20 protein-coding genes and 1 tRNA gene are annotated in these 19331 nt (G+C 71.6%); 7 read left to right on the top strand and 14 right to left on the bottom strand.

Features of this window, described 5'->3' with window-relative positions; translation table 11 throughout:
• Nucleotides 1-129: 129 nt before the first annotated feature.
• The 5 genes from LPA27_RS11675 to LPA27_RS11655 all read right to left on the bottom strand — a co-directional run bounded on the left by LPA27_RS11675 (nucleotide 130) and on the right by LPA27_RS11655 (nucleotide 4553).
• Nucleotides 130-1041, bottom strand: a complete 912-nt coding sequence (locus LPA27_RS11675; protein WP_228942531.1) for an NAD-dependent epimerase/dehydratase family protein — start codon at nucleotides 1039-1041, stop codon at nucleotides 130-132.
• A 64-nt stretch (nucleotides 1042-1105) separates the two neighbouring features.
• Nucleotides 1106-2158: a hypothetical protein gene (locus tag LPA27_RS11670; protein WP_228942530.1), complete on the bottom strand. Its 1053-nt coding sequence runs from the start codon at nucleotides 2156-2158 to the stop codon at nucleotides 1106-1108.
• 241 nt (nucleotides 2159-2399) lie between these two features.
• Nucleotides 2400-2984 (bottom strand): DapH/DapD/GlmU-related protein, encoded by a 585-nt coding sequence (locus tag LPA27_RS11665; protein ID WP_228942529.1) that lies wholly within the window; start codon nucleotides 2982-2984, stop codon nucleotides 2400-2402.
• Nucleotide 2985: 1 nt separating this feature from the next.
• Nucleotides 2986-3345 (bottom strand): cyclophilin-like fold protein, encoded by a 360-nt coding sequence (locus LPA27_RS11660; RefSeq protein WP_228942528.1) that lies wholly within the window; start codon nucleotides 3343-3345, stop codon nucleotides 2986-2988.
• Nucleotides 3346-3533: 188 nt separating this feature from the next.
• Nucleotides 3534-4553, bottom strand: a complete 1020-nt coding sequence (locus LPA27_RS11655) for a zinc-dependent alcohol dehydrogenase family protein (RefSeq protein ID WP_082502803.1) — start codon at nucleotides 4551-4553, stop codon at nucleotides 3534-3536.
• Nucleotides 4554-4736: 183 nt separating this feature from the next.
• On the opposite strand from LPA27_RS11655, the gene LPA27_RS11650 reads away from it, so the two are divergent.
• The 4 genes from LPA27_RS11650 (at nucleotide 4737) to LPA27_RS19400 (ending at nucleotide 8363) form a co-directional block, all read left to right on the top strand.
• Nucleotides 4737-5645 carry a helix-turn-helix transcriptional regulator gene (locus tag LPA27_RS11650; protein WP_228942527.1) on the top strand — a complete coding sequence of 303 codons (909 nt, stop codon included), beginning with the start codon at nucleotides 4737-4739 and terminating at the stop codon, nucleotides 5643-5645.
• Nucleotides 5645-6058 (top strand): cupin domain-containing protein, encoded by a 414-nt coding sequence (locus LPA27_RS11645; protein ID WP_228942526.1) that lies wholly within the window; start codon nucleotides 5645-5647, stop codon nucleotides 6056-6058. Before LPA27_RS11650 ends, LPA27_RS11645 begins: the two co-directional genes overlap by 1 nt.
• Before the next feature lie 245 nt (nucleotides 6059-6303).
• Nucleotides 6304-7518 (top strand): SIR2 family protein, encoded by a 1215-nt coding sequence (locus tag LPA27_RS11640; RefSeq protein ID WP_228942525.1) that lies wholly within the window; start codon nucleotides 6304-6306, stop codon nucleotides 7516-7518.
• 182 nt (nucleotides 7519-7700) lie between these two features.
• Entirely contained in the window at nucleotides 7701-8363 is a 663-nt protein-coding gene (locus LPA27_RS19400) for a tyrosine-type recombinase/integrase (protein ID WP_416383243.1), read from the top strand.
• On the opposite strand, the gene LPA27_RS11635 is transcribed toward LPA27_RS19400, so the two are convergent.
• The 6 genes from LPA27_RS11635 to LPA27_RS11610 all read right to left on the bottom strand — a co-directional run bounded on the left by LPA27_RS11635 (nucleotide 8323) and on the right by LPA27_RS11610 (nucleotide 14217).
• Nucleotides 8323-8396 (bottom strand) — tRNA-Met (locus LPA27_RS11635). The genes LPA27_RS19400 and LPA27_RS11635 overlap by 41 nt on opposite strands.
• A gap of 96 nt (nucleotides 8397-8492) precedes the next feature.
• Nucleotides 8493-11552, bottom strand: a complete 3060-nt coding sequence (locus LPA27_RS11630; protein ID WP_228942524.1) for a UPF0182 family protein — start codon at nucleotides 11550-11552, stop codon at nucleotides 8493-8495.
• A complete protein-coding gene (locus LPA27_RS11625; protein ID WP_228942523.1) occupies nucleotides 11549-12277 on the bottom strand; it encodes a PPA1309 family protein in 729 nt (242 codons plus the stop codon). The genes LPA27_RS11630 and LPA27_RS11625 overlap by 4 nt, the downstream gene beginning before the upstream one ends.
• Nucleotides 12267-13340: a PDZ domain-containing protein gene (locus tag LPA27_RS11620; protein WP_228942522.1), complete on the bottom strand. Its 1074-nt coding sequence runs from the start codon at nucleotides 13338-13340 to the stop codon at nucleotides 12267-12269. Before LPA27_RS11620 ends, LPA27_RS11625 begins: the two co-directional genes overlap by 11 nt.
• Before the next feature lie 93 nt (nucleotides 13341-13433).
• On the bottom strand, nucleotides 13434-13706 hold the full coding sequence (locus tag LPA27_RS11615; RefSeq protein WP_056864018.1) for a hypothetical protein: 273 nt from the start codon (nucleotides 13704-13706) through the stop codon (nucleotides 13434-13436).
• Between the two features lie 82 nt (nucleotides 13707-13788).
• Nucleotides 13789-14217: a molybdenum cofactor biosynthesis protein MoaE gene (locus LPA27_RS11610; protein WP_056864017.1), complete on the bottom strand. Its 429-nt coding sequence runs from the start codon at nucleotides 14215-14217 to the stop codon at nucleotides 13789-13791.
• 67 nt (nucleotides 14218-14284) lie between these two features.
• Between LPA27_RS11610 and LPA27_RS11605 the strand changes: the two genes are divergently transcribed.
• Nucleotides 14285-15811: a zinc-dependent metalloprotease gene (locus LPA27_RS11605; RefSeq protein WP_228942521.1), complete on the top strand. Its 1527-nt coding sequence runs from the start codon at nucleotides 14285-14287 to the stop codon at nucleotides 15809-15811.
• Nucleotides 15808-16440, top strand: coding sequence for an NUDIX hydrolase (locus LPA27_RS11600; RefSeq protein ID WP_082500209.1), 633 nt, complete (start codon nucleotides 15808-15810; stop codon nucleotides 16438-16440). Before LPA27_RS11605 ends, LPA27_RS11600 begins: the two co-directional genes overlap by 4 nt.
• Here the strand turns inward: LPA27_RS11600 and LPA27_RS11595 are convergent.
• Genes LPA27_RS11595 through LPA27_RS11585 form a run of 3 tightly spaced genes read right to left on the bottom strand, consistent with a single transcriptional unit; the run spans nucleotide 16368 to nucleotide 18824 of the window.
• The gene (locus LPA27_RS11595; protein ID WP_056864016.1) at nucleotides 16368-16940 is read right to left on the bottom strand and encodes a M48 family metallopeptidase; all 573 of its coding nucleotides are present in this window, start codon (nucleotides 16938-16940) and stop codon (nucleotides 16368-16370) included. The genes LPA27_RS11600 and LPA27_RS11595 overlap by 73 nt on opposite strands.
• A 10-nt stretch (nucleotides 16941-16950) precedes the next feature.
• Complete coding sequence (locus LPA27_RS11590; protein ID WP_056864015.1) at nucleotides 16951-18006, bottom strand: PHP domain-containing protein; 1056 nt, start codon at nucleotides 18004-18006, stop codon at nucleotides 16951-16953.
• Nucleotides 18007-18008: 2 nt separating this feature from the next.
• Complete coding sequence (locus LPA27_RS11585; protein ID WP_228942520.1) at nucleotides 18009-18824, bottom strand: enoyl-CoA hydratase/isomerase family protein; 816 nt, start codon at nucleotides 18822-18824, stop codon at nucleotides 18009-18011.
• Nucleotides 18825-18910: 86 nt separating this feature from the next.
• Between LPA27_RS11585 and LPA27_RS11580 the strand changes: the two genes are divergently transcribed.
• A partial coding sequence (locus LPA27_RS11580) for a hypothetical protein (protein WP_228942519.1) occupies nucleotides 18911-19331 on the top strand: 421 nt, incomplete at its 3' end.

The raw sequence follows: 19331 nt of genomic DNA, 5'->3' as shown, positions 1-19331 counted from the left end.
GGCCGCGCGGCCGCGGGTTTCGCCAGCCGACCGGCGAAACCCGCACCTGTCGGCCCACGCGTGGGCCGACAGGTGCGGGTCCGGGCCGACAGGTGCCGAGGTGGCCCCTGCCGGCGCGGCCGCCCGGCCTCAGGCGCGCGGGTCGTCGAGCACGTCGCGCCAGGAGTGCTCCGGCTCGTAGCCGAGCATCCGGCGGGCCTTGTCGATGGAGTAGAAGGTCTCGTCGCGGCCCATCTCCTTGCGCACCTCGACGCCGCCGTAAAAGCGCTCGATCACCTCGTCGGTGGTCGCGGCGACCGACATGTCGGCGTTGGCGACGTTGAAGACCTCGAAGCCGAGCCCGTCGGTCTCCAGGCAGCGCTGGGTCATCTGACCCAGGTCGCGGGTGTCGATGTAGGCGAAGACGTTGCGCCGGCGCAGCGCGGGGTCCTCGAGGAAGGCCGGGAACATCTCGGCGTACTCGTGGGGCTCGATGACGTTGTTGATCCGCAGGCCGTAGATGTCGGCGCCGCTGCGGGCGTGGAAGGAGCGCGCGGTGACCTCGCCGGAGACCTTCGACATCGCGTAGGAGTCCTCGGGCACGACCGGGTGCTCCTCGTCGACGGGCACGTAGAGCGGCTTGCGCTCGCCCTGGGCGAAGCAGATCCCGTACGTCGTCTCCGAGGAGGCGAAGACGACCTTGCGGATGCCGAGCCGGGTCGCGGCCTCGAGCACGTGGTAGGTGCTGAGCACGTTGATCTCGTACGTCGCCGCGTCGGCGCGGATCATCGGCGCCGGGATCGCCGCGTAGTGCACGACCGCGTCGTAGGCCGAGCCGCGGGTCAGGTCGAGGTCGGGGTCGTTGAAGTCGGCCTGCGTCGGCACGCCGGCCATCGCGGAGTAGGTCTCCCCCGCGTCGGTGAGGTCGACCCGCAGGTCGGTGACGTCGGGGTGCCCGAGCGGGGTGAGGTCGGCGTTGGTGACCTGGTGGCCCTGGGCCGCGAGGTAGGGGGCCACGTGGTGTCCGGCCTTGCCGCTGCCGCCGGTGAAGAAGATGCGCATGCCTCCACCCAACCACCCGGGGCCGTGCCGTCCGCCCACCCCAAGGGGCCAGTGCCGGCCCCGGTCACATCCCCCCGACGCTGTCGCCCTCGGTGAGGAAGGTCGGCCAGCGGCCCGGCTCGGCGTCGCCGGTGCGCACGACCGGGCTCACCGGCGTGCACCGCAGGGTCGACACCTCGCAGGAGACCACCTGCTGGGCGCGCAGCGGGTCCACGGCGTGGCGCTGGCGGATCTGCTGCGCGACACCGAAGAAGGTGTCCTCGTCGCTGAAGGCCACCAGCGAGAAGTGCCGCCAGGGGGCGTCGACGTCGCGGCGCTCCCCGGTGTCGGCGTCGTAGGCGACCGCGGGCGTGGGCCACACGCCGACGTCGAGGAGCGTGCTGCGGTCCGGTGAGAGCCGTCCGGTGCCGAACTCCATGGCCCGTCCCGGCACCCGGGTGCGGCCCGCGCCCCGCACGCCCACGTGGTAGCCGTCGGCGAAGACGGTCTCGTCGAGACCCTCGAAGGCGGGGACCCCCAGCGGGGCCTCGCCGGCCTCCGTGCTGGAGCCGTCGGCGAGGTCGATGGTCGCGTCGTCGTAGAAGAGCCGCTCGTCGCTGACCCCGCGCAGCAGCGGCATGATCTCGCCGTAGAGGTCGGCCAGGTCGTCGCCGTCGTCGGGCTCCTCGTCGGGTGTGCGGTAGAGCTGCTCGCCGGTGCGGGTGTCGAAGGCGGCGACCTGGAGCACGTGGGTGCCGTAGTCGTCGGTGGGCCCGCGCGACTGGTCGACGGTGGCGAGGACCGAGCGGTCCGCCGACACCGCGAGGTTGCCCCAGCCGACGTCCTCGACGCGCTGGGTCGCGCCCTCCGCGCTGGTGAACATCAGCGTCGACCCGCGCATCCAGTAGGCCCCCGTCGCGCCCAGCACGTACTGGTCGACCCGCCGCCCGAGCCGCACGCTGCTCTCCCCCACGTGCAGCGTGCCGTCGTGGAGCCACGAGGGCGCCGTGGCGTCCCAGGTGCTCGACCCCACCGGCAGCTCGAAGGGCGGCGCGTACGTCGCACCCGTCGACGTGCCGCACCCCGCGAGCAGCAGGGCCGACCCGACGATCCCGAGCGCTGTAGGGCGGATCTCCACCACGTCATGGTCGCACGCCCCGGGACGGGACGTCCGCAGACAGCAAGAGGCCCTCACAGCGAGCCGTGAGGGCCACTTGGCGTTGTAGCGGGGGGACTGCGCACGCCTGCGCTCGTCCCGGTGACCGTCGCCACTCCCCCGCTGCGCAAGGCACCTGCCAGGGCCCTGCCACCCGGTACTCATCGCTGGATCGAAGCACGTGGCGCGGACATGCCTACGCCCGTACGGTCGAGACCCTGGCTCAGCCTGGGGCGGCGTCGTCACCAGTCCCTCTGATGAGCTTCGCCGGGACGCCGCCGACGATCGTGTGGGCCGCTACGTCCGTGGTGACCACTGCGCCGGCAGCCACGATCGCACCGTCTCCGATCGTGACACCAGGGACGACTGTCACGGAGGCACCGAGCCAGACCTGGCGACCGATCACGATCGGCGCTGGGAGCATGTCTGCCCGCCGCGCGGGATCGACGCTGTGGTTCAGGGTGGTCAGCGTGCTGCCGTGGCCGATGAGTGTGCCGTCGCCGATGGTGATGCCGCCGGTGTCCTGGAAACGGCAGCCGATGTTGATGAAGACATCCCTGCCGAGGGTCAGGTTCCTGCCGAACTCGCTGTAGAACGGCGGGAAGAGGGCGACCGACTCGTCGATGTCCTTGCCGGTGAGCTCTGCCAGCAGGTGTCGCACCTCCGCGGGTGTGCGGTAGCCGGTGTTGAGGTCGGCGGTGATCCGCAGGGCGTCTTGGGCTGCGCCGTGCATGAAGAGGTGTTCTGCTGAGCCCCCTTCGATCAGCGCCTCGCGGTTCACGTGGTCGAGGAAGTCCTGAAGGTCCATCTCAGTCACCCTGTACCTCGACGATCGCCGTGACCGGGCCGTCCAGCTCGGAGATCCGCTGAGCGGCGTCGCCGTCCAGCCTGCCGAGGACCACGATGCCCGGATAGTAGGACTGATCGCCGTAGTAGAGGACGAGGTCGTTGCCAGGGGCGTAGTAGCCCAGGTCACCCACGTCGGGGTCCGCGCCCTCGGGCTGACCGGCCAGGGAGAGCGGCGACGGGAGCGGCCCGGTCTTCTCCACGTTGTCGTGGTCCATCATGTCGATGGTCACGGGCAGCTGAGCGACCAGGTCCCGGGCGGTCGAGCTCTCGGCGAGGGTGGACTGGAAGCGCTGCCCGCCGATGGTGATCTGGATCCTCATCCTGCTCTCCTCTTCCTTGGCCGAGGCGGTGCTCTCCGTGTTCAGGGACGTCGTTGGGCTGTTGCTGGCAGGCGCAGTTTGCGGGCGCGTGTCGTCGCCGGGCTCGGGACGGCCGCAACCCTCGCCGGTCACTGCGATGGCGGTGGAGAGCACCACCGCCCCCAGTGTTCTCGACATCGGGATCGCGATCACAGCGTGAGCAGGACCTTGGTCGCCGTGCGCTGGTCCATGGCCCGGTACCCCTCGGCGGCCCTCTCGAGCGGGAGGGTGAGGTCGAAGACCTTGCCGGGGTCGATCGTGCGGTCCCAGATCAGCTGGATGAGCTCCGGCAGGAAGCGCCGCACCGGGGCGGGACCCCCGTGGAGGTGCACCCCGGCCATGAAGAGCTCGTCGCCGGGGACGGCGATGTCGTGGGAGACCCCGACGAACCCGACGTGCCCGCCGGGGCGGGTGGAGTGGATCGCCTGCATCATGGCCTCCTGGGTGCCGACCGCCTCGATGACCGAGTGTGCGCCGAGTCCGTCCGTGAGCTCCTTGAGCCTGGCGACACCGGCCTCGCCGCGCTCCTCGACGATGTCGGTGGCACCGAACTCGCGCGCCAGTGCCTGACGGTCGGCGTGGCGGCTGAACGCGATGATCCGCTCGGCACCGAGCTCGTGGGCCGCCAGGATCGCGAGCAACCCCACCGCGCCGTCACCGACGACCGCCACGGTCTTGCCCGGTCCCGCCTCAGCCGCGACGGCGGCGAACCAGCCGGTCCCGAGCACGTCGGAGGCTGCCATCAGGGACGGGATGAGGTCCGGCTCCGGCATCCCCGGAGTCGCGACCAGGGTGCCGTCGGCGAGGGGGATGCGGGCCAGCTCGGACTGCGTGCCGAGTGTGCCCATCATGACGCGGTGCGTGCAGTACGCCTGGTAACCCGCCAGGCAGATCTCACAGGTGTTGTCGGATGCCCAGAAGGAACCGACGACGAAGTCACCGACCTTGATGGTGCGGACGTCAGCCCCGATCTCCTCGACGACCCCGACGTACTCGTGGCCCATCACCTGGTGGTCGACGGGCTCAGCTCCCCGGTAGGGCCACAGGTCGCTGCCGCAGATGCAGGTCGCCGTCAGGCGGAGGATCGCATCCGTGGGCTCGGTGATCTTCGGGTCCTCGCGGTTCTCGACCCGGACGTCCCCGGGACCGTGCATGACTACTTGACGCATCGCGGCGCACTCCTCTTCGTTGCTTCGGTTCGTTGCTTCGGTTCACGTGGTGGCACCGACGCTGCGCCACGACGTCGAGTGAACCTGCTGTCCCGATCCGCTGGAAGTCACTGTCGAGAGGTGTACTGACAGGGCATCCCTCGTGGCTCTCATCCGCGCCGGGAGCGGCTTAGGCTCGGCAGCGTGGATCAGCCCCATGACGTGCGCCAGGAGGTGCGTGAGTTCCTCACCACACGCCGCGCTCGGATCACCCCTGACCAGGTCGGCCTCCCGATCACCGGCACTCGGCGCGTGCCCGGACTGCGCCGCAGCGAGGTCGCCGCCCTGGCGGGTCTGAGCGTCGAGTACTACGCCCGGCTCGAGCGCGGGCAGATCACCGGCGCCTCCACCGGCGTCCTCGACGCCCTGGCTCGCGCCCTGCAGCTCGATGAGACCGAACGCGCCCACCTGCTGGACCTGGCGCGCGCCGCCGACGGCATCCCGACCTCGGGACGCGCACGCCGTCGTACGCCGGGCAAGGCCGCCTCGCGACTGAGCCTGCAGTGGGCGCTGGAGGCGATCACCGACGGCGTCGCGTTCGTGCGCGACCCCCACCAGAACCTGCTCGCCACGAACGCGCTCGGTCGTGCGTTCTACTCGCTCGTCATCGGCGACGGCGGGCGGATTCCCAACCTCGCCCGTTTCCAGTTCCTCGACCCCGCCTCCCGCGACTTCTACCCCGACTGGGAGCTGTTCGCCCAGATGTGTGTGGGGATCATGCGCGCCGAGGCGGGCCGAGACCCCCACGACCGGGGACTGCAGGACCTCGTCGGAGAGATCGCCACCCAGAGCGAGACCTTCCGTCACCTGTGGGCCGACCACAACGTCCGCTCCCACGGTGCCGGCACCAAGCGCTTCCAGCACCCGGTCGTCGGCGAGCTGACCCTCGCCTACGAGGAGCTCGCCATCACCGCTGAGCCTGGGCTGGTGCTCATGGTCTACACGGCCGAACCCGACTCCCCCTCGGCCCAGCGTCTCCGTCTGCTCGCTTCCTGGGCAGCACCCGCAGACCCCTCTCGACCACCGCTCCACGAACACGTTGAAGGAACCTGATGCAGATCACCCGCAGCTCGATCGACACCGCCCGAGGCCCGGCTGACTGGTTCACCGGCGACGTCTACATCGACCCCGTCGCCGCCGCACCGTCCCCGTCACGCGTCACCGCGAACCTGGTCCACTTCATGCCCGGGGCGCGCACCCACTGGCACCGCCACCCGCTGAGCCAGACCGTCTTCGTCACCGAGGGCGTCGGCCTGTGCCAGCGCCGCGGCGGACCGGTCGAGATCATCCGACCCGGCGATCGTGTCCTCTTCGAGGCCGACGAGGAGCACTGGCACGGCGCCGCCCCGAACCGGCTCATGGTGCACCTAGCCCTCAACGAGGGCGACGTCCAGCACGACGTCGTCCACTGGCTTCAGCCCGTCACCGACGCCGAGTACACCGCAGCACCGGTGACTCAGGCCTGAGTGGAGTCGATCTCGCGGGAGCGGGGCTGGATGTCCGTCCGACCCTGATGTCCCTTCAGTGGCTGCGCACATGCAAGAGGCCCTCACAGTCAGACTGTGAGGGCCTCTTGGCGTTGTAGCGGGGGCAGGATTTGAACCTGCGACCTCTGCGGAACGACGTGCCCGGAGGCGTCGCCGGTCCCGATAGCCACGCAGTCGGCCTCGACATGGCGCGGCCTGTGGGCGGATTCCGCTAGAACTTGCTCATGCTCATGTTTGTCTTCGGCGCTGGTGCGTCGTTCGATAGCGACCCCGCACGCCGCCTGGGTGACCCTGACCTGCACCCCATTGACACTGAACACCGCCCGCCACTTGCGGCTGGTCTCTTAGACCCGTCCAGTCGCCGTGGCAAGGAGGTGGTGGCGGCTTTTCCGCGTGCGGCTTCCTTGATCATGCAGTTGCGGCAGGCCACCGCTCAGGGCCTCGACGTTGAGGAGGTTCTTGAGCAAATCAAGTTGGCCGAGGACACCTACCCCGAGACCGCGACTCAACTCCTCGCGTTCCGCGCATATCTAGCGCGGCTGATGGACGAGGTTCCAGCCGAGTGGGTCGAGGAATGTCAAGGGTTGACCAATTATGTTCTCGCCCTAGCGCAAGCGGACCGCTGGAACGTCGAGGTCCGCGGCGGTGCGCTCGGGACCCCCATTGGATGCGTCACCTTCAACTACGACTCAATGCTCGAGCAAGCGGTCCGCAGCGTCTTCGGGCTACACCTGAACGACATGGACAAGTACGCGACGCATCAGCGCATCCACGTCTACAAGCCACACGGCTCGGTGACTTGGAGGCGAGAGTCCCAATGGGACATGTCTCCAGGGAGCTGGCTAGATGGAGTCGGCGGACTAAACCACGCGATCGAACTTGCCCCGGCCCTGAAATGGGGCGACCGATGGGCGTATGTGACGGACGACCGGTACCAGGACCCAGACGACGCCACGACCGCATGGCTTCCCGCTCTCTCGATCCCGGTGCGCAGCAAGTCCGAGTTCACCATGCCGGAGTGGCATCGGGTCGAGATGGTCGCGGACCTTGCCAAGGTGACCGCAGTGATTGCGGTCGGTTGGCGTGCCCGAGAGCGACACTTTCTTCAGCTCCTGCAGGACGAGATGCCCTCCCGACCGGCTCGCCTAGTGGCAGTCGCGGAATCAACCGAGGCCGCCGAGGAGACCGTGAACAACCTGTGGGAGACCGGGCGCTTTAACTCCTATGCCATTTCAAGCCTCGGATTCAGCGGCTTCGTAGAGACGCCGACTGAGCCGTACTCGCAGAGGGCGACTGTGGATCGGACGCACCTATGCCTGCAGGACGTGCTCTCGGCCGGACCACAGTCAGGTGTCTGGACCGGCCGAACGCCTGGGCCCGGCCTCGCAGCCGACCTTGCGCCGGCCGCCCTGATCAATCCGGGTTATGTCGACCTTTGAGGAGCGACACTCGCCTCCCATCGGGTTTCACTGACCCTCTTTGTTTTGGAGCGTTACAAGGAACGCGTGAAGCCGGATAGCGCAGGCGACCACAATTGCACCAACGATGACTGCGACTCTGACTGCGCGGAAAGCGACACCTCGAGACGCGGGGCACGTTCTCTGCTGAGGAAGCGGCGCGGGTGCAGGTCCTTGCAGAAGGCGCCAAGCCTGACGTGGGCGACCTGGCTGCGTTCCTGTTTGGTACCGGCTGCCGCGTCTCCGAGGCACTGCACTGCGTGTCATGGCCGATGTTGACCTCGACGCTAAACCGTCCGTGCCGAGGCACCAAGACCGCGCAGGCTGACCGCCTGCAGTCGATCTCCACCGACCTCACGGAGCGGCTGCGCCTTCGTGTTGACGCGCAGGGCCCCAGGGGTCTGCTGTTCGGCGTGACCTACGTCGCGACCAAGGCAGGACAGTCACGCGACCGCAACGACGTCTCCAAGGCACTGCGCCGCATGTTCGCAGTGGCAGGAAGGCAGTGGGCAGGAACCCACACGTTCCGCCGCTCTGTCGCGTCGTGGCTCAACGTAGCCGGGGCGCAGCCTGCCGAGATTGCCAATCAGTTGGGCCACGCCGACACCAACCTCACGGCTGGCTACTTGGGCCGGAAGACGCAGCCCACCCGCCCACCTGACGTGATGGTGCTCCCGACGCCCGAGGCGACACCTCGCGCCGTTGAGTTGGGGAATAAGTTGGGGAACCGCCCAAAACGGCGACAAGGCCTGACCTGCGTTTCCGCAGGTCAGGCCTTGTCTCTTGTAGCGGGGGCAGGATTTGAACCTGCGACCTCTGGGTTATGAGCCCAGCGAGCTACCGAGCTGCTCCACCCCGCGCCGGTGAACAGAACATTACAGACGTCGCCCGGGAGGCACAAATCGGGGCCCGGACGACGTCGTCCGGGCCCCGATCGGGTGCTGCTGGTGCTGCCGTCAGGAGGTCGGCGAGGCGCTCTCCGACGGGCTCGCCGAGGCGTCGGCCGAGGGCTCGTCGCTCGCGGTGTCGCCCCCGTCGGAGCTGTCGGAGCCGTCGGACCCGCCCACGCCGCCGGGGCGCGACTCGGCCAGGGTGATGGCCTGGCTGATGAGGTCCTGGGCTTCCTGGTTCTGCGCCTGGTACTCCGCGAGGTCCTGCTCGGCCAGCGCAGCGTCGGCGGCGTCGAAGGCCTCCTGGGCCTGGTCGAGCAGTTGGGCGATCTGCTGGTCGACGGTGAGGTCCTCCCCGCCGCCGTTGCCGCCGCCGTTGCCCCCGTTGCCCCCGTTGCCGCCGGGGTCGACCGGGTCGGGCAGCTCGGTGTCGTCGACGCCGAGGGCGACCTGGAGCGCGTCGGTGAGGCTGCGTCCGACGCCGACCTCGTCGCCGTAGGAGACCAGCACGAACTGCAAGATCGGGTAGCCCGAGCTCGACGCCGAGCGCACGGCGTAGACCGGCTCGATGTAGATCAGGCCGTCCTCCACCGGCAGCGTGAGCAGGTTGCCGAAGATCGGGTCGGAGGTGCCCTGGGAGTAGGGCAGCAGCGCGTCGCGCACGCCCTCGTCCTGGGCGAACTCGTTGGCGATGAGCCCGGGTCCGGGCGTCGTCTGGTCCTGCAGCTCCAGCACGCTGAGCTGGCCGTAGGTGTCCGACGTCGCGTCGGAGTCCACCGACATGAAGGAGGCGAGGTTGTTGCGCTCGAAGGGCACGAAGACCGAGGTCAGCGACCACTCCCCCTCGCTGGTGGTGCTGCCGTCCTGGTTGGCGAAGAGCCGGTAGGGCGGCTGCAGGCTGGTCGAGGCCGAGTTGGGGTCCTCCGGCACCTCCCAGCGGTCGTTGCCCTGGTACCAGTCGTTGGCCTCGGTGACGTGGTAGCGGGCGAACTGGTAGCGCTGGACCTTGAACAGGTCCTCGGGGTAGCGCAGGTGCTCCATGAGCTCCTCGGAGATCGAGTCGTAGGGCTGGACGGTGCCCGGGAAGGCGCCCTCCCAGGCCCGCAGGATCGGGTCCTCGGTGTCCCACTCGTAGAGCGTCACGGTGCCGTCGTAGGCGTCGACGGTGGCCTTGACCGCGTTGCGCATGTAGTTGATCTCATCGGTGGGGATCGGCTGCAGGCCCACATTGTCCTGGAGGGAGTCGTCGATCATCGTGGCGAACGACTCCTTCTCCGCACCGGGGAACCGGTCGGTGGTCGTGTAGCCGTCGACGATCCACTGCACCCGACCGTCGATCAGCGCCGGGTAGGCGTCGCTGTCGATGGTCAGCCAGGGGGCGACCTTCTGGACCCGCTCGCTGGGGTTGCGGTCGTAGAGCACCTTGGAGTTCTCGTTGACCCGGCCCGAGAGCAGGAAGTTCGGCTCGCCGTACTTCACCGCGAACATCAGCTGGTCGAAGGTGTTGCCGATGTCGACGCCGCCGTCGCCGTCGTAGGTGGTGCGCTGGTCGGTCTCGCTGTCGTTGGCCAGGCCCAGCTCGACGTCGGCGTCGTCGGCGTCGGCCTTGCCGACCACCGAGTAGTCGGGGCTCTGCTCGCCGAAGTAGATCCGGCTCTCGTAGCCCTCGTCGCCGAGGTTGGACAGCGTGTCCTGGCCGGCCTGGTTGCCCTCGGCCCACACGATGCCGCCGTCGTTGTCCTCGCTGGCCGCGACCGGTGCGTTGGTGGCGGTGCGCTGGTTGGCGAAGGCGGCGATCAGGCCGTTGCCGTGGGTGTAGGTGGTGTGGAGGTTCGACCAGTTGCGGTCGCCGGCCGGGATGCCGGACTGGTCGAGCTCGCGCACGCCGAGCACGAGCGCGCGGTCGACGCCGTCGATCTCGTAGCGGTCGACGTCGAGCACGGGCGCCACCGAGTAGTAGGCGCGACCCTGCTGGGTCTGCTCGAAGGTGTCGCGCACCAGCCGCGGGTCGATGAGCGGCACCGAGGTGACCTGACCGTCGACCTGCGAGAAGTTGCCCGCGTCGGCGGTGGCGGTGCTCTGGTACTCGGTGGTCTGCACGTCCTCCAGGTCGTACGCCGTGCGCGTGGCGTCGATGTTGGCCTGGATGTACTCCTCCTCGCGGTCGGCCTCGGAGGGGTTGACCTGGAACTGCTGGACGATGCCGGGCCAGATGATGCCCAGCAGCACCGCCGACAGCGCGAGCAGCGCGATGCCCACCGACGGCAGCGTCCAGGTGCGGCGCCACACGTTGAGGAAGAACAGCACCGCGCAGATCACCGAGATGCCGATGAGGATGTTCTTGGCCGGCAGCACGGCGTTGGCGTCGGTGTAGGTGATGCCGGTGATCAGCCCGCCGGCGTCGGTGGCCAGGTCGAAGCGGTCGAGGTAGTAGTCGCCCGCCTTCGCCAGCACGAAGAGCCCGAGCAGCACCGAGAGCTGGGCCTGGGCCGCGCCGGTGAGGCGCTCGCTGGGCACCTGCAGCCGGATGCCGCCGTAGAGGTAGTGCGTCAGTGCCGCGGCGAGCAGGGCGACCACGAAGGTCGCCATCGCGAAGTCGACGAGGTAGTGCAGCCACGGCAGGTCGAAGACGAAGAAGCCGGCGTCGCGGCCGAAGTGCTCGTCGTCGTAGCCGAACTCGCCGCCGTTGCGCCACAGCATGAAGGTGCGCCACTGCCCCGCGCCCGAGGTGCCGGCGAAGACCAGCAGCACCGCGCCGACGGCCAGCACGAGCCAGCGCCGGATCGGGTTGACGGCCTCGCGGTAGCGGTCGAGGCCGTTCTGGTCGGGCATGCTCACGAAGAGCGGGCGGGTGCGGAAGGCGATCACCACGTTGACGCAGACCACGAGCGCCATGAGCAGCCCGAAGACCGCGAACATGCCGACGCGGGTCCACAGCACGGTGGTGAACACCGAGGTGTAGCCGACCGAGCCGAACCACAGTCGCTCGGTGTAGAAGCTGGCGAAGGCGGTCAGCGCGAAGAACGCGACCACCAGCACCGCGCCGGTGATCACCAGCGCGCGCGATCGACTCCGTGGCCTGGGCGGCGGGGAGCCCTGCTGCTCCTCGTCGTACGTCTCACTCACCGTGGGTCCCTCTCGTCACTGCGGTCGTTGCTCATGTCGGTACTCGTGTCGCTGCTGCTGTCGTGGGTCGCGTCCGGGACGGAGCCCGGGGCCGGGTCGGCGCCCGGTTCGCCGGGGTCCTCGAGGAGCGTGGCGGCCAGCAGCTCGACGAGGGCGGGCACGAGGTCGGCTCCCCCGACCACCTTGGAGTCGTCGTCGTGGCTGCGGAAGCGCATCGCGCAGTACGCCGACCCGTGCCGGGTCACCCCCGCGGCGATCCGCAGCTCCTGGCGCTCCGGGTGGGTCCGGGCGAACTCGGCCGCCGCGTCGGGGTCGGACGGCACGTCGGCGTCGGCGCCCGGCGGCAGCACGAAGCGCTCGACGACCGCGGCGCAGCCGGCCACGTCGGCGGGCCACACGATGGTCCCGAGCACCTGCTCGAGCAGCTGGTCGGGGCGCAGCTGGTCCTGCTCGATCGCGGTCAGCGAGCCCTGCTCGGTGGAGGCGTCGAGGCCCATGACCGCGGCGAGCGCCGGCTCGTGCTCGACCAGCTGGCCGGTGTCGACGAGGGCGAAGAGGTGCGCCGGCTGGTCCCAGCCGCTGGTGGCGACGTGCTGCTCGATCTCCAGCACGGCCGCGGCCAGCGCGGGGTCGACGTCGAGGTCGCTCAGGTCGTCGAGCAGGTCGTCGCCGGGAAGGTCGCCACCGGGAAGGTCGTCGCCGGGAAGGGGGTCCTCAGGCGTCATCGGGCACGTCCTCACAGCTGGGAAGGGCGGCGTCGGGGTCCTCGACCCAGTCCTGGATCGCCGCGAGGGTGGAGTCGAAGGTGTCGGCGCGCAGCAGCCGGATGCCGTCGACGTCGGCGCCGAGGGCCTCCTCGCAGTTGTCCGGGGGCACGAGGAACAGGGTGGCGCCGTCGTCGGCGGCGCCGGCGATCTTCTGCTGGATCCCGCCGATGGGGCCCACCGAGCCGTCGAGGGCGACGGTGCCGGTGCCGGCGATGACCTCCCCTCCGGTCAGGGAGCCCTCGGTGAGGGTGTCGTAGATGCCCAGGCTGAAGACCAGGCCGGCGCTGGGGCCACCGATCTTGGGGTCGATGGCCACCGAGACCTCGAAGGGGAAGCGGTAGCCCTCGCCGGGCACGACGCCGATGCGGGGCTGGCCCTCGACCTCCTCCGGGGTGATGCTCACCTCGCGGCGCCGACCGTCGCGCTCGATGACGACGGAGAGCGGCTCGCCGGCCTCGGCGCCGGAGACGGCCGCGACGAGCTGACGCGGGGTGCGCACCGGCTCCCCGCCGACGCTGCGGATGATGTCGAGCGGCTCGAGCACGCCCTCGGCGGGGGTGCCCTCGTCGACGAAGTAGACCTTCACGGCGCGCTCGACGTCGTAGCCGAGCTTCTCCAGGGCCACGGCGGTGGCGACGTCCTGGGAGGTCACCATCGAGATGGCGCCCTGCTGCTGGTCCTCCTCGGCGCTCTCGTCGTCGGGGTGGATGAAGTCGTAGGGGTAGACGGCGTCCTCGGGGTCGGCCCAGGCCCGCAGCAGCGTGAAGAGGCTCGACCCGCCGGTCTGGCCGGGAGGTGCCGCGGCCGAGACCGAGACGGTGGTCATGCGCAGCTGGCCGGTGTCGCGGTAGGTCTTGGCGCCGCGCACCTGGATCGTCTCGTTGCCCTCGGGCTGGGCGAGCACGTCGACGGTGGTGCCGGGGGCGTAGGTGCCGAAGGGCAGCCGCACCAGCGAGGTCACGAGGAACAGCGCGAGGACCAGCGGCGCGGCGATGAGCGCGGCGATGGAGCGCTGGGTCATGGCGCCAACTGTCTCATTGGTCACCAACCGTCCCGTCCACCGGCTCGCGTGCCGCGAGCCAGGGCGGACCGCCCGGTCGGTCGGGCGCTCGGGTCAGGACGCCCGGCGCGACTCGCCGGGGCGCTGCGAGGCCGCGGGCCCGCGGGGCGCGCGCGAGGGGCGCACGGCGATGCCGGTGCTCCGGTCGCGCTCGGGGGCGGGGGCGGCGTAGCCGGCGCGGTCGGGCCGGGCCAGCGCGCCGGCCATGCGCTCGAGGGCGGCCTCGCGGTCGACCTGCTCACGCGGCTCGCGACCCACCCAGCCGACCCAGGCCATGGCCAGGACGGCGACGACGGCGGCAGGCGCCAGCCAGAGCAGGATCTCCACCTGTGCAGGGTAGGTCGCCCGCGGGCCGCGGCGGCGCCGAAACGCCGGGCGCCGGCTCGGGCAGTGGTCGCCCGGGCACCGCTCAGGGGGTGCCGACCCACTCGTCGGTGCCGTCGACGAAGCGCTGGTGCTTCCAGATCGGCACCTCCGCCTTCAGCGTGTCGATCAGCGCCCGCGAGGCCGTGAAGGCGTCACCGCGGTGGGCGGCGACCGTGGCCACGACGACGGCGATGTCGCCGATGGCCAGCGACCCGGTGCGGTGCACCGCCGCCACGGCCTGGACGTCGTGGTCGGCGGCGACCTGCTCGCAGACCGCCTCGAGCCGCGCCAGGGCGGTGGGGTGGGCGCTGTAGTCGAGTCCCACGACACCCGCGCCGTGGTCGTGGTCGCGCACGCGGCCCACGAAGAGGGTCAGGCCCCCCGAGGTCGGGTCGTCGAGGGCGTCGAGCACCTCGGTGACGTCGAGCGGGTCCTCGCGCAGGGCGGCCAGGCGGACGGCGGGATGAGCCATGGGCGCGACCCTACTCACTGTCCCACTCACCGCCGGCGGGTTGGGGCTCACGGCGTACCGTGGGGCCATGAGCAACGACTCCGGCGACACCCCGAACGACTCCGGGAACGGCCCTGACGACAGCGGTCAGAACCCGTTCAAGGGCACGCCGTTCGAGCAGTTCTTCAACCAGCTCGGCGGGATGGGCGGGGGCGGCGGCGCCACGCCCGGCGGCTTCGGGTTCGGCTTCGGCACCGGCGGCTCCGGAGCGAGCGGTGGCGGCGCGAGCGGTGGCGGAGCGGGCGGGGCCGGCGGCTTCCCCGGGTTCCCCGGCATGGGCGGCCCCGGCGGCATGCCCGACCTCAACCAGCTCTTCGGCCAGATCCAGGCCATGATGCAGCCCTACGACGGCCCGCTGAACTGGGACGTCGCCCTCGACACCGCCCGCAAGGCCGTCGCGCAGCAGCCCGACCCCTCACCCACGCAGCGCCAGAAGGACGCCGTGGCCGACGCCGTGCGCCTAGCCGACCACTGGCTCGACGACACCACCGCCTTCCCCTCCGGCGTCACCTCGACCGCCGCCTGGAGCCGCGCGGAGTGGCTGGTCGGCACCGTCGAGGTGTGGAAGGTGCTGGTCGAGCCGGTCGCCAAGCAGACCGTCGACTCGTTGGGCTCCGCCCTGCCCGAGGAGGCCCGCGCGGCCTCCGGCCCCCTCCTCGGCATCATCGGCAAGGCCGTGGGCGTCATGCTCGCCAGCCAGGTCGGCTCCGGCCTGGGCGCGCTGGCCTCCGAGGTGCTCACCGCCTCCGACGTCGGCCTACCCCTGGGCGCCGCCGGGCGCGCCGCCCTCGTGCCGGCCAACGTGGAGGCCTTCGCCGCCGGCCTCGACGTCAGCACCGACGACGTCCTGCTCTACCTCGCGCTGCGCGAGGCCGCCCACCAGCGGCTCTTCGCCCACGTGCCGTGGCTGCGCGAGCACCTGCTCGGCGCCGTCACCGCCTACGCCCGCGGCATCGAGATCAACGCCGAGGCGATCCAGAGCCGCATCGAGGAGCAGATGCGCGGCGTCGACCCCACCGACCCCGAGTCGATGCAGCGCCTGCTCGAGGGCGGGCTCTTCGACATGCCCAAGTCCCCCGCCCAGGAGGCCGCGCTGCTGCGCCTGGAGACGACGCTGGCCCTCGTCGAGGGCTGGGTCGACGAGGTCGTCGGGCAGGCCACCGCCGAGCGCATGCCCGCCGCGGCCAAGATGCAGGAGGCCGTACGCCGCCGCCGCGCGGCCGGCGGCCCGGCCGAGGACACCTTCGCCTCGCTGGTCGGCCTCGAGCTGCGCCCGCGCCGGCTGCGCGACGCCTCGACCCTGTGGGGCTCGCTGCGCACGCGTCAGGGCACCGAGGCCCGCGACGGGGTGTGGATGCACCCCGACCTGCTGCCCAGCGCCGCCGACCTCGACGACCCGCTGGGCTTCCGCGAGGACGCCGCCGCCCCGGCCGAGATCAGCGAGTCGGACTTCGACGCCGAGCTGGCCAAGCTCCTCGACGGCGACCTGCCGGACGGTGACCAGCCCGGTGGCCAGCCCGGTGACCAGCCCGGTGAGGGCCCGACCCCGGCGTGAGCCTGCACGCCGACGCGCTCGCGGCCCTCGAGGCCTGGGCGGCGCCCGACGCCGCCCAGGAGGCGCTGCGGGTGCGCTACGTCGCCCACCTGCGCGCCCATCACGACGGTCTGGAGCGCGGCTGCCGGCCCGACCACCTCACGGCCAGCACGCTCGTGCTCGACCACGACCGCGCCCACGTGCTGCTCACGCTGCACGCCAAGGCGCGGGAGTGGTTCCAGCTCGGCGGCCACTGCGAGCCCGGTGACGCCACGCTGGCCGGCGCCGCGCGGCGCGAGGCCACCGAGGAGTCGGGGCTGCGCGACCTGGTCCTCGACCCGGTGCCGGTGGAGCTGAGCGAGCACCCCGTGCCGTTCTGCGGCCCGCGCGACGGGGTGCTCGTGCACCACCTCGACGTGCGCTTCGTCGCCGTGGCCGCCCCCGGCGCGCAGGTCGCGGTCAGCGAGGAGTCGCTCGACCTGCGCTGGTGGCCGGTCGACGCGCTGCCGTCGGGCCCCGACGGGCGACCCGACCCCGACATCGCGGCCCTCGTGGCCCGCGCCCTGCACCGGGCGGGTCAGTCGACGCCGTCGGCGCTGCCGTCGGCGGGCGGCTCGACCCGCGCCGCCGCCGACCAGCCCAGCAGGTAGCCCTTGGCCCGCTCGGCCTGGGGGTAGCGGTCGACCCACGCCCAGAAGCGGGCGTCGTGGCCGGGCTCCAGCAGGTGGGCCAGCTCGTGGACCAGCACGTAGTCGATGACCCAGGCCGGCATCCCCTGCAGCCGCGCCGAGAGCCGGATCGAGCGGTCCCCCGGCGTGCAGGACCCCCAGCGCGAGCTCTGGTTCTCCACCCACCGCACCGTGTCGGGCACGGCCATGCCGCCGAGGTAGCGGTCGTTGAGCGACACCGCCCGGGTCCGCAGCTCCTCGTCGCTGGGCAGGCGGCGGCGCTCGGCGCGCTCGAGGCGGGCCAGCATGGTCTCCACCCACTCGGCCTCCTCGCTGGGCGAGAGGGTGTCGGGCACGAGCACGACGATCCGGTCGCCGTCGCGGTAGGCCGAGACCGTGCGCCGGCGCCGCGTCGAGCGGCGTACCTCCACGTCGGGGCGCGCCCGCGAGCCCGCGGGGTCGCTCGTCGGCGGCGGTGACATGGACGACAAGTTAAGCCTTGGCGCCCGCCCAGGCGAGGAGGCGCTCCCGGGGCCAGGTCGTCACGATCCGCTCGGGGTCGATCCCGGCGGCCTCGGCGCGCTCGGCGCCGTGGTCGAGGAAGTCGAGCTGGCCCGGGGCGTGGGCGTCGCTGTCGATGGAGAAGAGGCAGCCGATGTCGCGGGCCAGCTCCAGCAGCCGGGTCGGCGGGTCGCGGCGCTCCGGGCGGGAGTTGATCTCGACCGCGACGTCGTGCTCGGCGCAGGCCTCGAAGACCGCCCGGGCGTCGAACTGCGACTCCTTGCGGGTCCCCCGCCCGCCGGTCACCAGCCGGCCGGTGCAGTGGCCGAGCACGTTGGTCCAGCGCTGACCGACCGCCGCCACCATGCGGCGGGTCATCGCGTCGCCGTCCATGGCCAGCTTGGAGTGCACGCTGGCCACGCGTACGTCGAGCCGCGCCAGCATCGCGTCGGTCTGGTCGAGCGAGCCGTCGTCGAGGATGTCGACCTCGATGCCCTTGAGCAGCGTGAAGCCGCCGGCGGGTCCCCCGAGGTGGTCGTTGACCGCGTCGACCACGTCGAGCTGGCGGGCCAGCCGCTCGGCGCTGAGGCCGCGGGCCACCTTCAGCCGTGGCGAGTGGTCGGTCAGCACCTGGTACTCGTGGCCCAGCTCGATGGCGGTGAAGGCCATCTCCTCGATCGGCGAGCCGCCGTCGGACCAGTCGGAGTGCGAGTGCAGGTCACCGCGCAGCAGCGCGCGCAGCTCCTGCCCGCCCGTCGCCAGCGGACCCGCGTGCTCGGCCTCCAGCCGCGCCAGCCGCTCCGGCCGGATCCCGCGCACGGCGTCGGAGACCACCGCGGCGGTGCTGGAGCCGATGCCGGGCAGGTCGGTGAGGGTGCCCTCGTCGACGGCCCGGGCGACCTCGTCGTCGTCCATCGTGAGCAGCGTGGCCACGGCCCCGCGGTAGGCCTTGACCTTGTAGGTGTCCTCCCGGCCCCGCTCGAGCAGGAAGGCGATGCGGCGCAGTGCCGCGACCGGGCCGTCCGTGTAGGCCCCGTCCTCGGCCATGCTCAGCGACCCTGGAAGTGCGGGCGCCGCTTCTCCTGGACGGCGCGGATGCCCTCCTGGAGGTCCTCGGTGGCCATGGTGACCGGCTGGGCCAGCGCCTCCCACTGCAGGGCGTGCTCGAGGTCGGCGTGGCCGCCGCGCAGGGCCAGGGTGGTCAGCCGCGCGGCCACCGGGGCGGAGGCCGCCACGCCGGCCGCGGCGTCCAGCACCTCCTCCAGGAACGTCTCCTGCTCCACCACCCGCGAGACCAGGCCGAGTCGCAGCGCCTCGTCGCCCTCGACCAGGCGCCCGGTGAGGAAGAGGTCGCGAGCCGCGGCCGGACCGACGACGTCGGGCAGCAGCCAGGTGCCGGCCATGCCCGGGTGCAGCCCGAGCTTGAGGAAGGGCACGCCCATCCGCGCCCCGCGCGCGGCCCACCGCACGTCGCAGGCCAGGGCCAGGCAGAGCCCGGCACCGATGGCCGGGCCGTTGACCGCGGCGAAGGTGGGCACCTCGAGGCGCCGGATCGAGAGCCAGGCGCGGTAGAAGGCCATCATCCGGGTGCGGTGGCGGTCGACGCCGGCCTCCGGCTCGCTGGCCAGCCAGCTGGTGACCCCGCCGGAGGTGAAGGCCGAGCCCTCCCCCGTGACGACCACCGCGCGCAGCGACGCGTCGCCGGCCAGGTCGTCGACCGCGCGCACCCACGAGGCCGTCATCTCCTCGGTCATGGCGTTGCGCTGCTCGGGGTTGTCGAGCACCAGCAGGGCGACGCCCTCGCGCGGGCGCTCCACGCGCAGGTGCTCGTAGGTCGTGGGCTGGTCCGAGGTGAGGTCGGTCATGGCCCCGAACATAGCGGCCGACCCGCCCGCGCGGAGCCTGTGGAGGGCCACCAACGGGCCGCACGCAGGCGGGGTAGGAACGTCGCGTGCACCCCGACTTCTCCTCTCCCCCGGCCGCCCGCCCCCGGACGTCGGGCGCGCCGGTCCCTCCCCGGCGGCCGACGCTGCGGCCCGGCCTGGTCGTCGCGACCCGTGAGGCCGGCCGCCTCCAGGTCGGTCTCGACGAGCCACGGCGGGTCGTGCTCCCCGACCACCCCGACGTACGCCGGCTCCTCGCCGCCCTGCGCGACCGCACCCCGCCGACTCCCACGACGCCCGAGGGCGTGCGCGCGCTGACCGCCCTGGTCGGGGCCGGCCTGGTCGTCGACGCCGACCTGCTCGACGCAGCCGGCGCCGGCACCTGCTCGACGACGTCGCGCACCACGACGCGCGAGCGGGTTGACGGCGTAGGAGGAGACCCAGGTGACGTCGTCGTGCACCGGCTCGGGCGCCAGCACCACCGGCTCC

Source organism: Nocardioides sp. Leaf374 (assembly GCF_916862475.1).
GTDB lineage: Bacteria > Actinomycetota > Actinomycetes > Propionibacteriales > Nocardioidaceae > Nocardioides > Nocardioides kribbensis.
Note: the sequence above shows the minus strand (reverse complement) of the source record. Positions and strands in the feature narration are given on the sequence as shown.

What these genes read in the sequence shown, in the direction of transcription:
- LPA27_RS11675 (WP_228942531.1), bottom strand. Translation starts at nt 1,041, where the DNA reads ATGCGCATCTTCTTCACCGGCGGCAGCGGCAAGGCCGGACACCACGTG.
- LPA27_RS11665 (WP_228942529.1), bottom strand. Translation starts at nt 2,984, where the DNA reads ATGGACCTTCAGGACTTCCTCGACCACGTGAACCGCGAGGCGCTGATC.
- LPA27_RS11660 (WP_228942528.1), bottom strand. Translation starts at nt 3,345, where the DNA reads ATGAGGATCCAGATCACCATCGGCGGGCAGCGCTTCCAGTCCACCCTC.
- LPA27_RS11655 (WP_082502803.1), bottom strand. Translation starts at nt 4,553, where the DNA reads ATGCGTCAAGTAGTCATGCACGGTCCCGGGGACGTCCGGGTCGAGAAC.
- LPA27_RS11645 (WP_228942526.1), top strand. Translation starts at nt 5,645, where the DNA reads ATGCAGATCACCCGCAGCTCGATCGACACCGCCCGAGGCCCGGCTGAC.
- LPA27_RS11640 (WP_228942525.1), top strand. Translation starts at nt 6,304, where the DNA reads ATGCTCATGTTTGTCTTCGGCGCTGGTGCGTCGTTCGATAGCGACCCC.
- LPA27_RS11625 (WP_228942523.1), bottom strand. Translation starts at nt 12,277, where the DNA reads ATGACGCCTGAGGACCCCCTTCCCGGCGACGACCTTCCCGGTGGCGAC.
- LPA27_RS11620 (WP_228942522.1), bottom strand. Translation starts at nt 13,340, where the DNA reads ATGACCCAGCGCTCCATCGCCGCGCTCATCGCCGCGCCGCTGGTCCTC.
- LPA27_RS11610 (WP_056864017.1), bottom strand. Translation starts at nt 14,217, where the DNA reads ATGGCTCATCCCGCCGTCCGCCTGGCCGCCCTGCGCGAGGACCCGCTC.
- LPA27_RS11605 (WP_228942521.1), top strand. Translation starts at nt 14,285, where the DNA reads ATGAGCAACGACTCCGGCGACACCCCGAACGACTCCGGGAACGGCCCT.
- LPA27_RS11595 (WP_056864016.1), bottom strand. Translation starts at nt 16,940, where the DNA reads ATGTCACCGCCGCCGACGAGCGACCCCGCGGGCTCGCGGGCGCGCCCC.
- LPA27_RS11590 (WP_056864015.1), bottom strand. Translation starts at nt 18,006, where the DNA reads ATGGCCGAGGACGGGGCCTACACGGACGGCCCGGTCGCGGCACTGCGC.
- LPA27_RS11585 (WP_228942520.1), bottom strand. Translation starts at nt 18,824, where the DNA reads ATGACCGACCTCACCTCGGACCAGCCCACGACCTACGAGCACCTGCGC.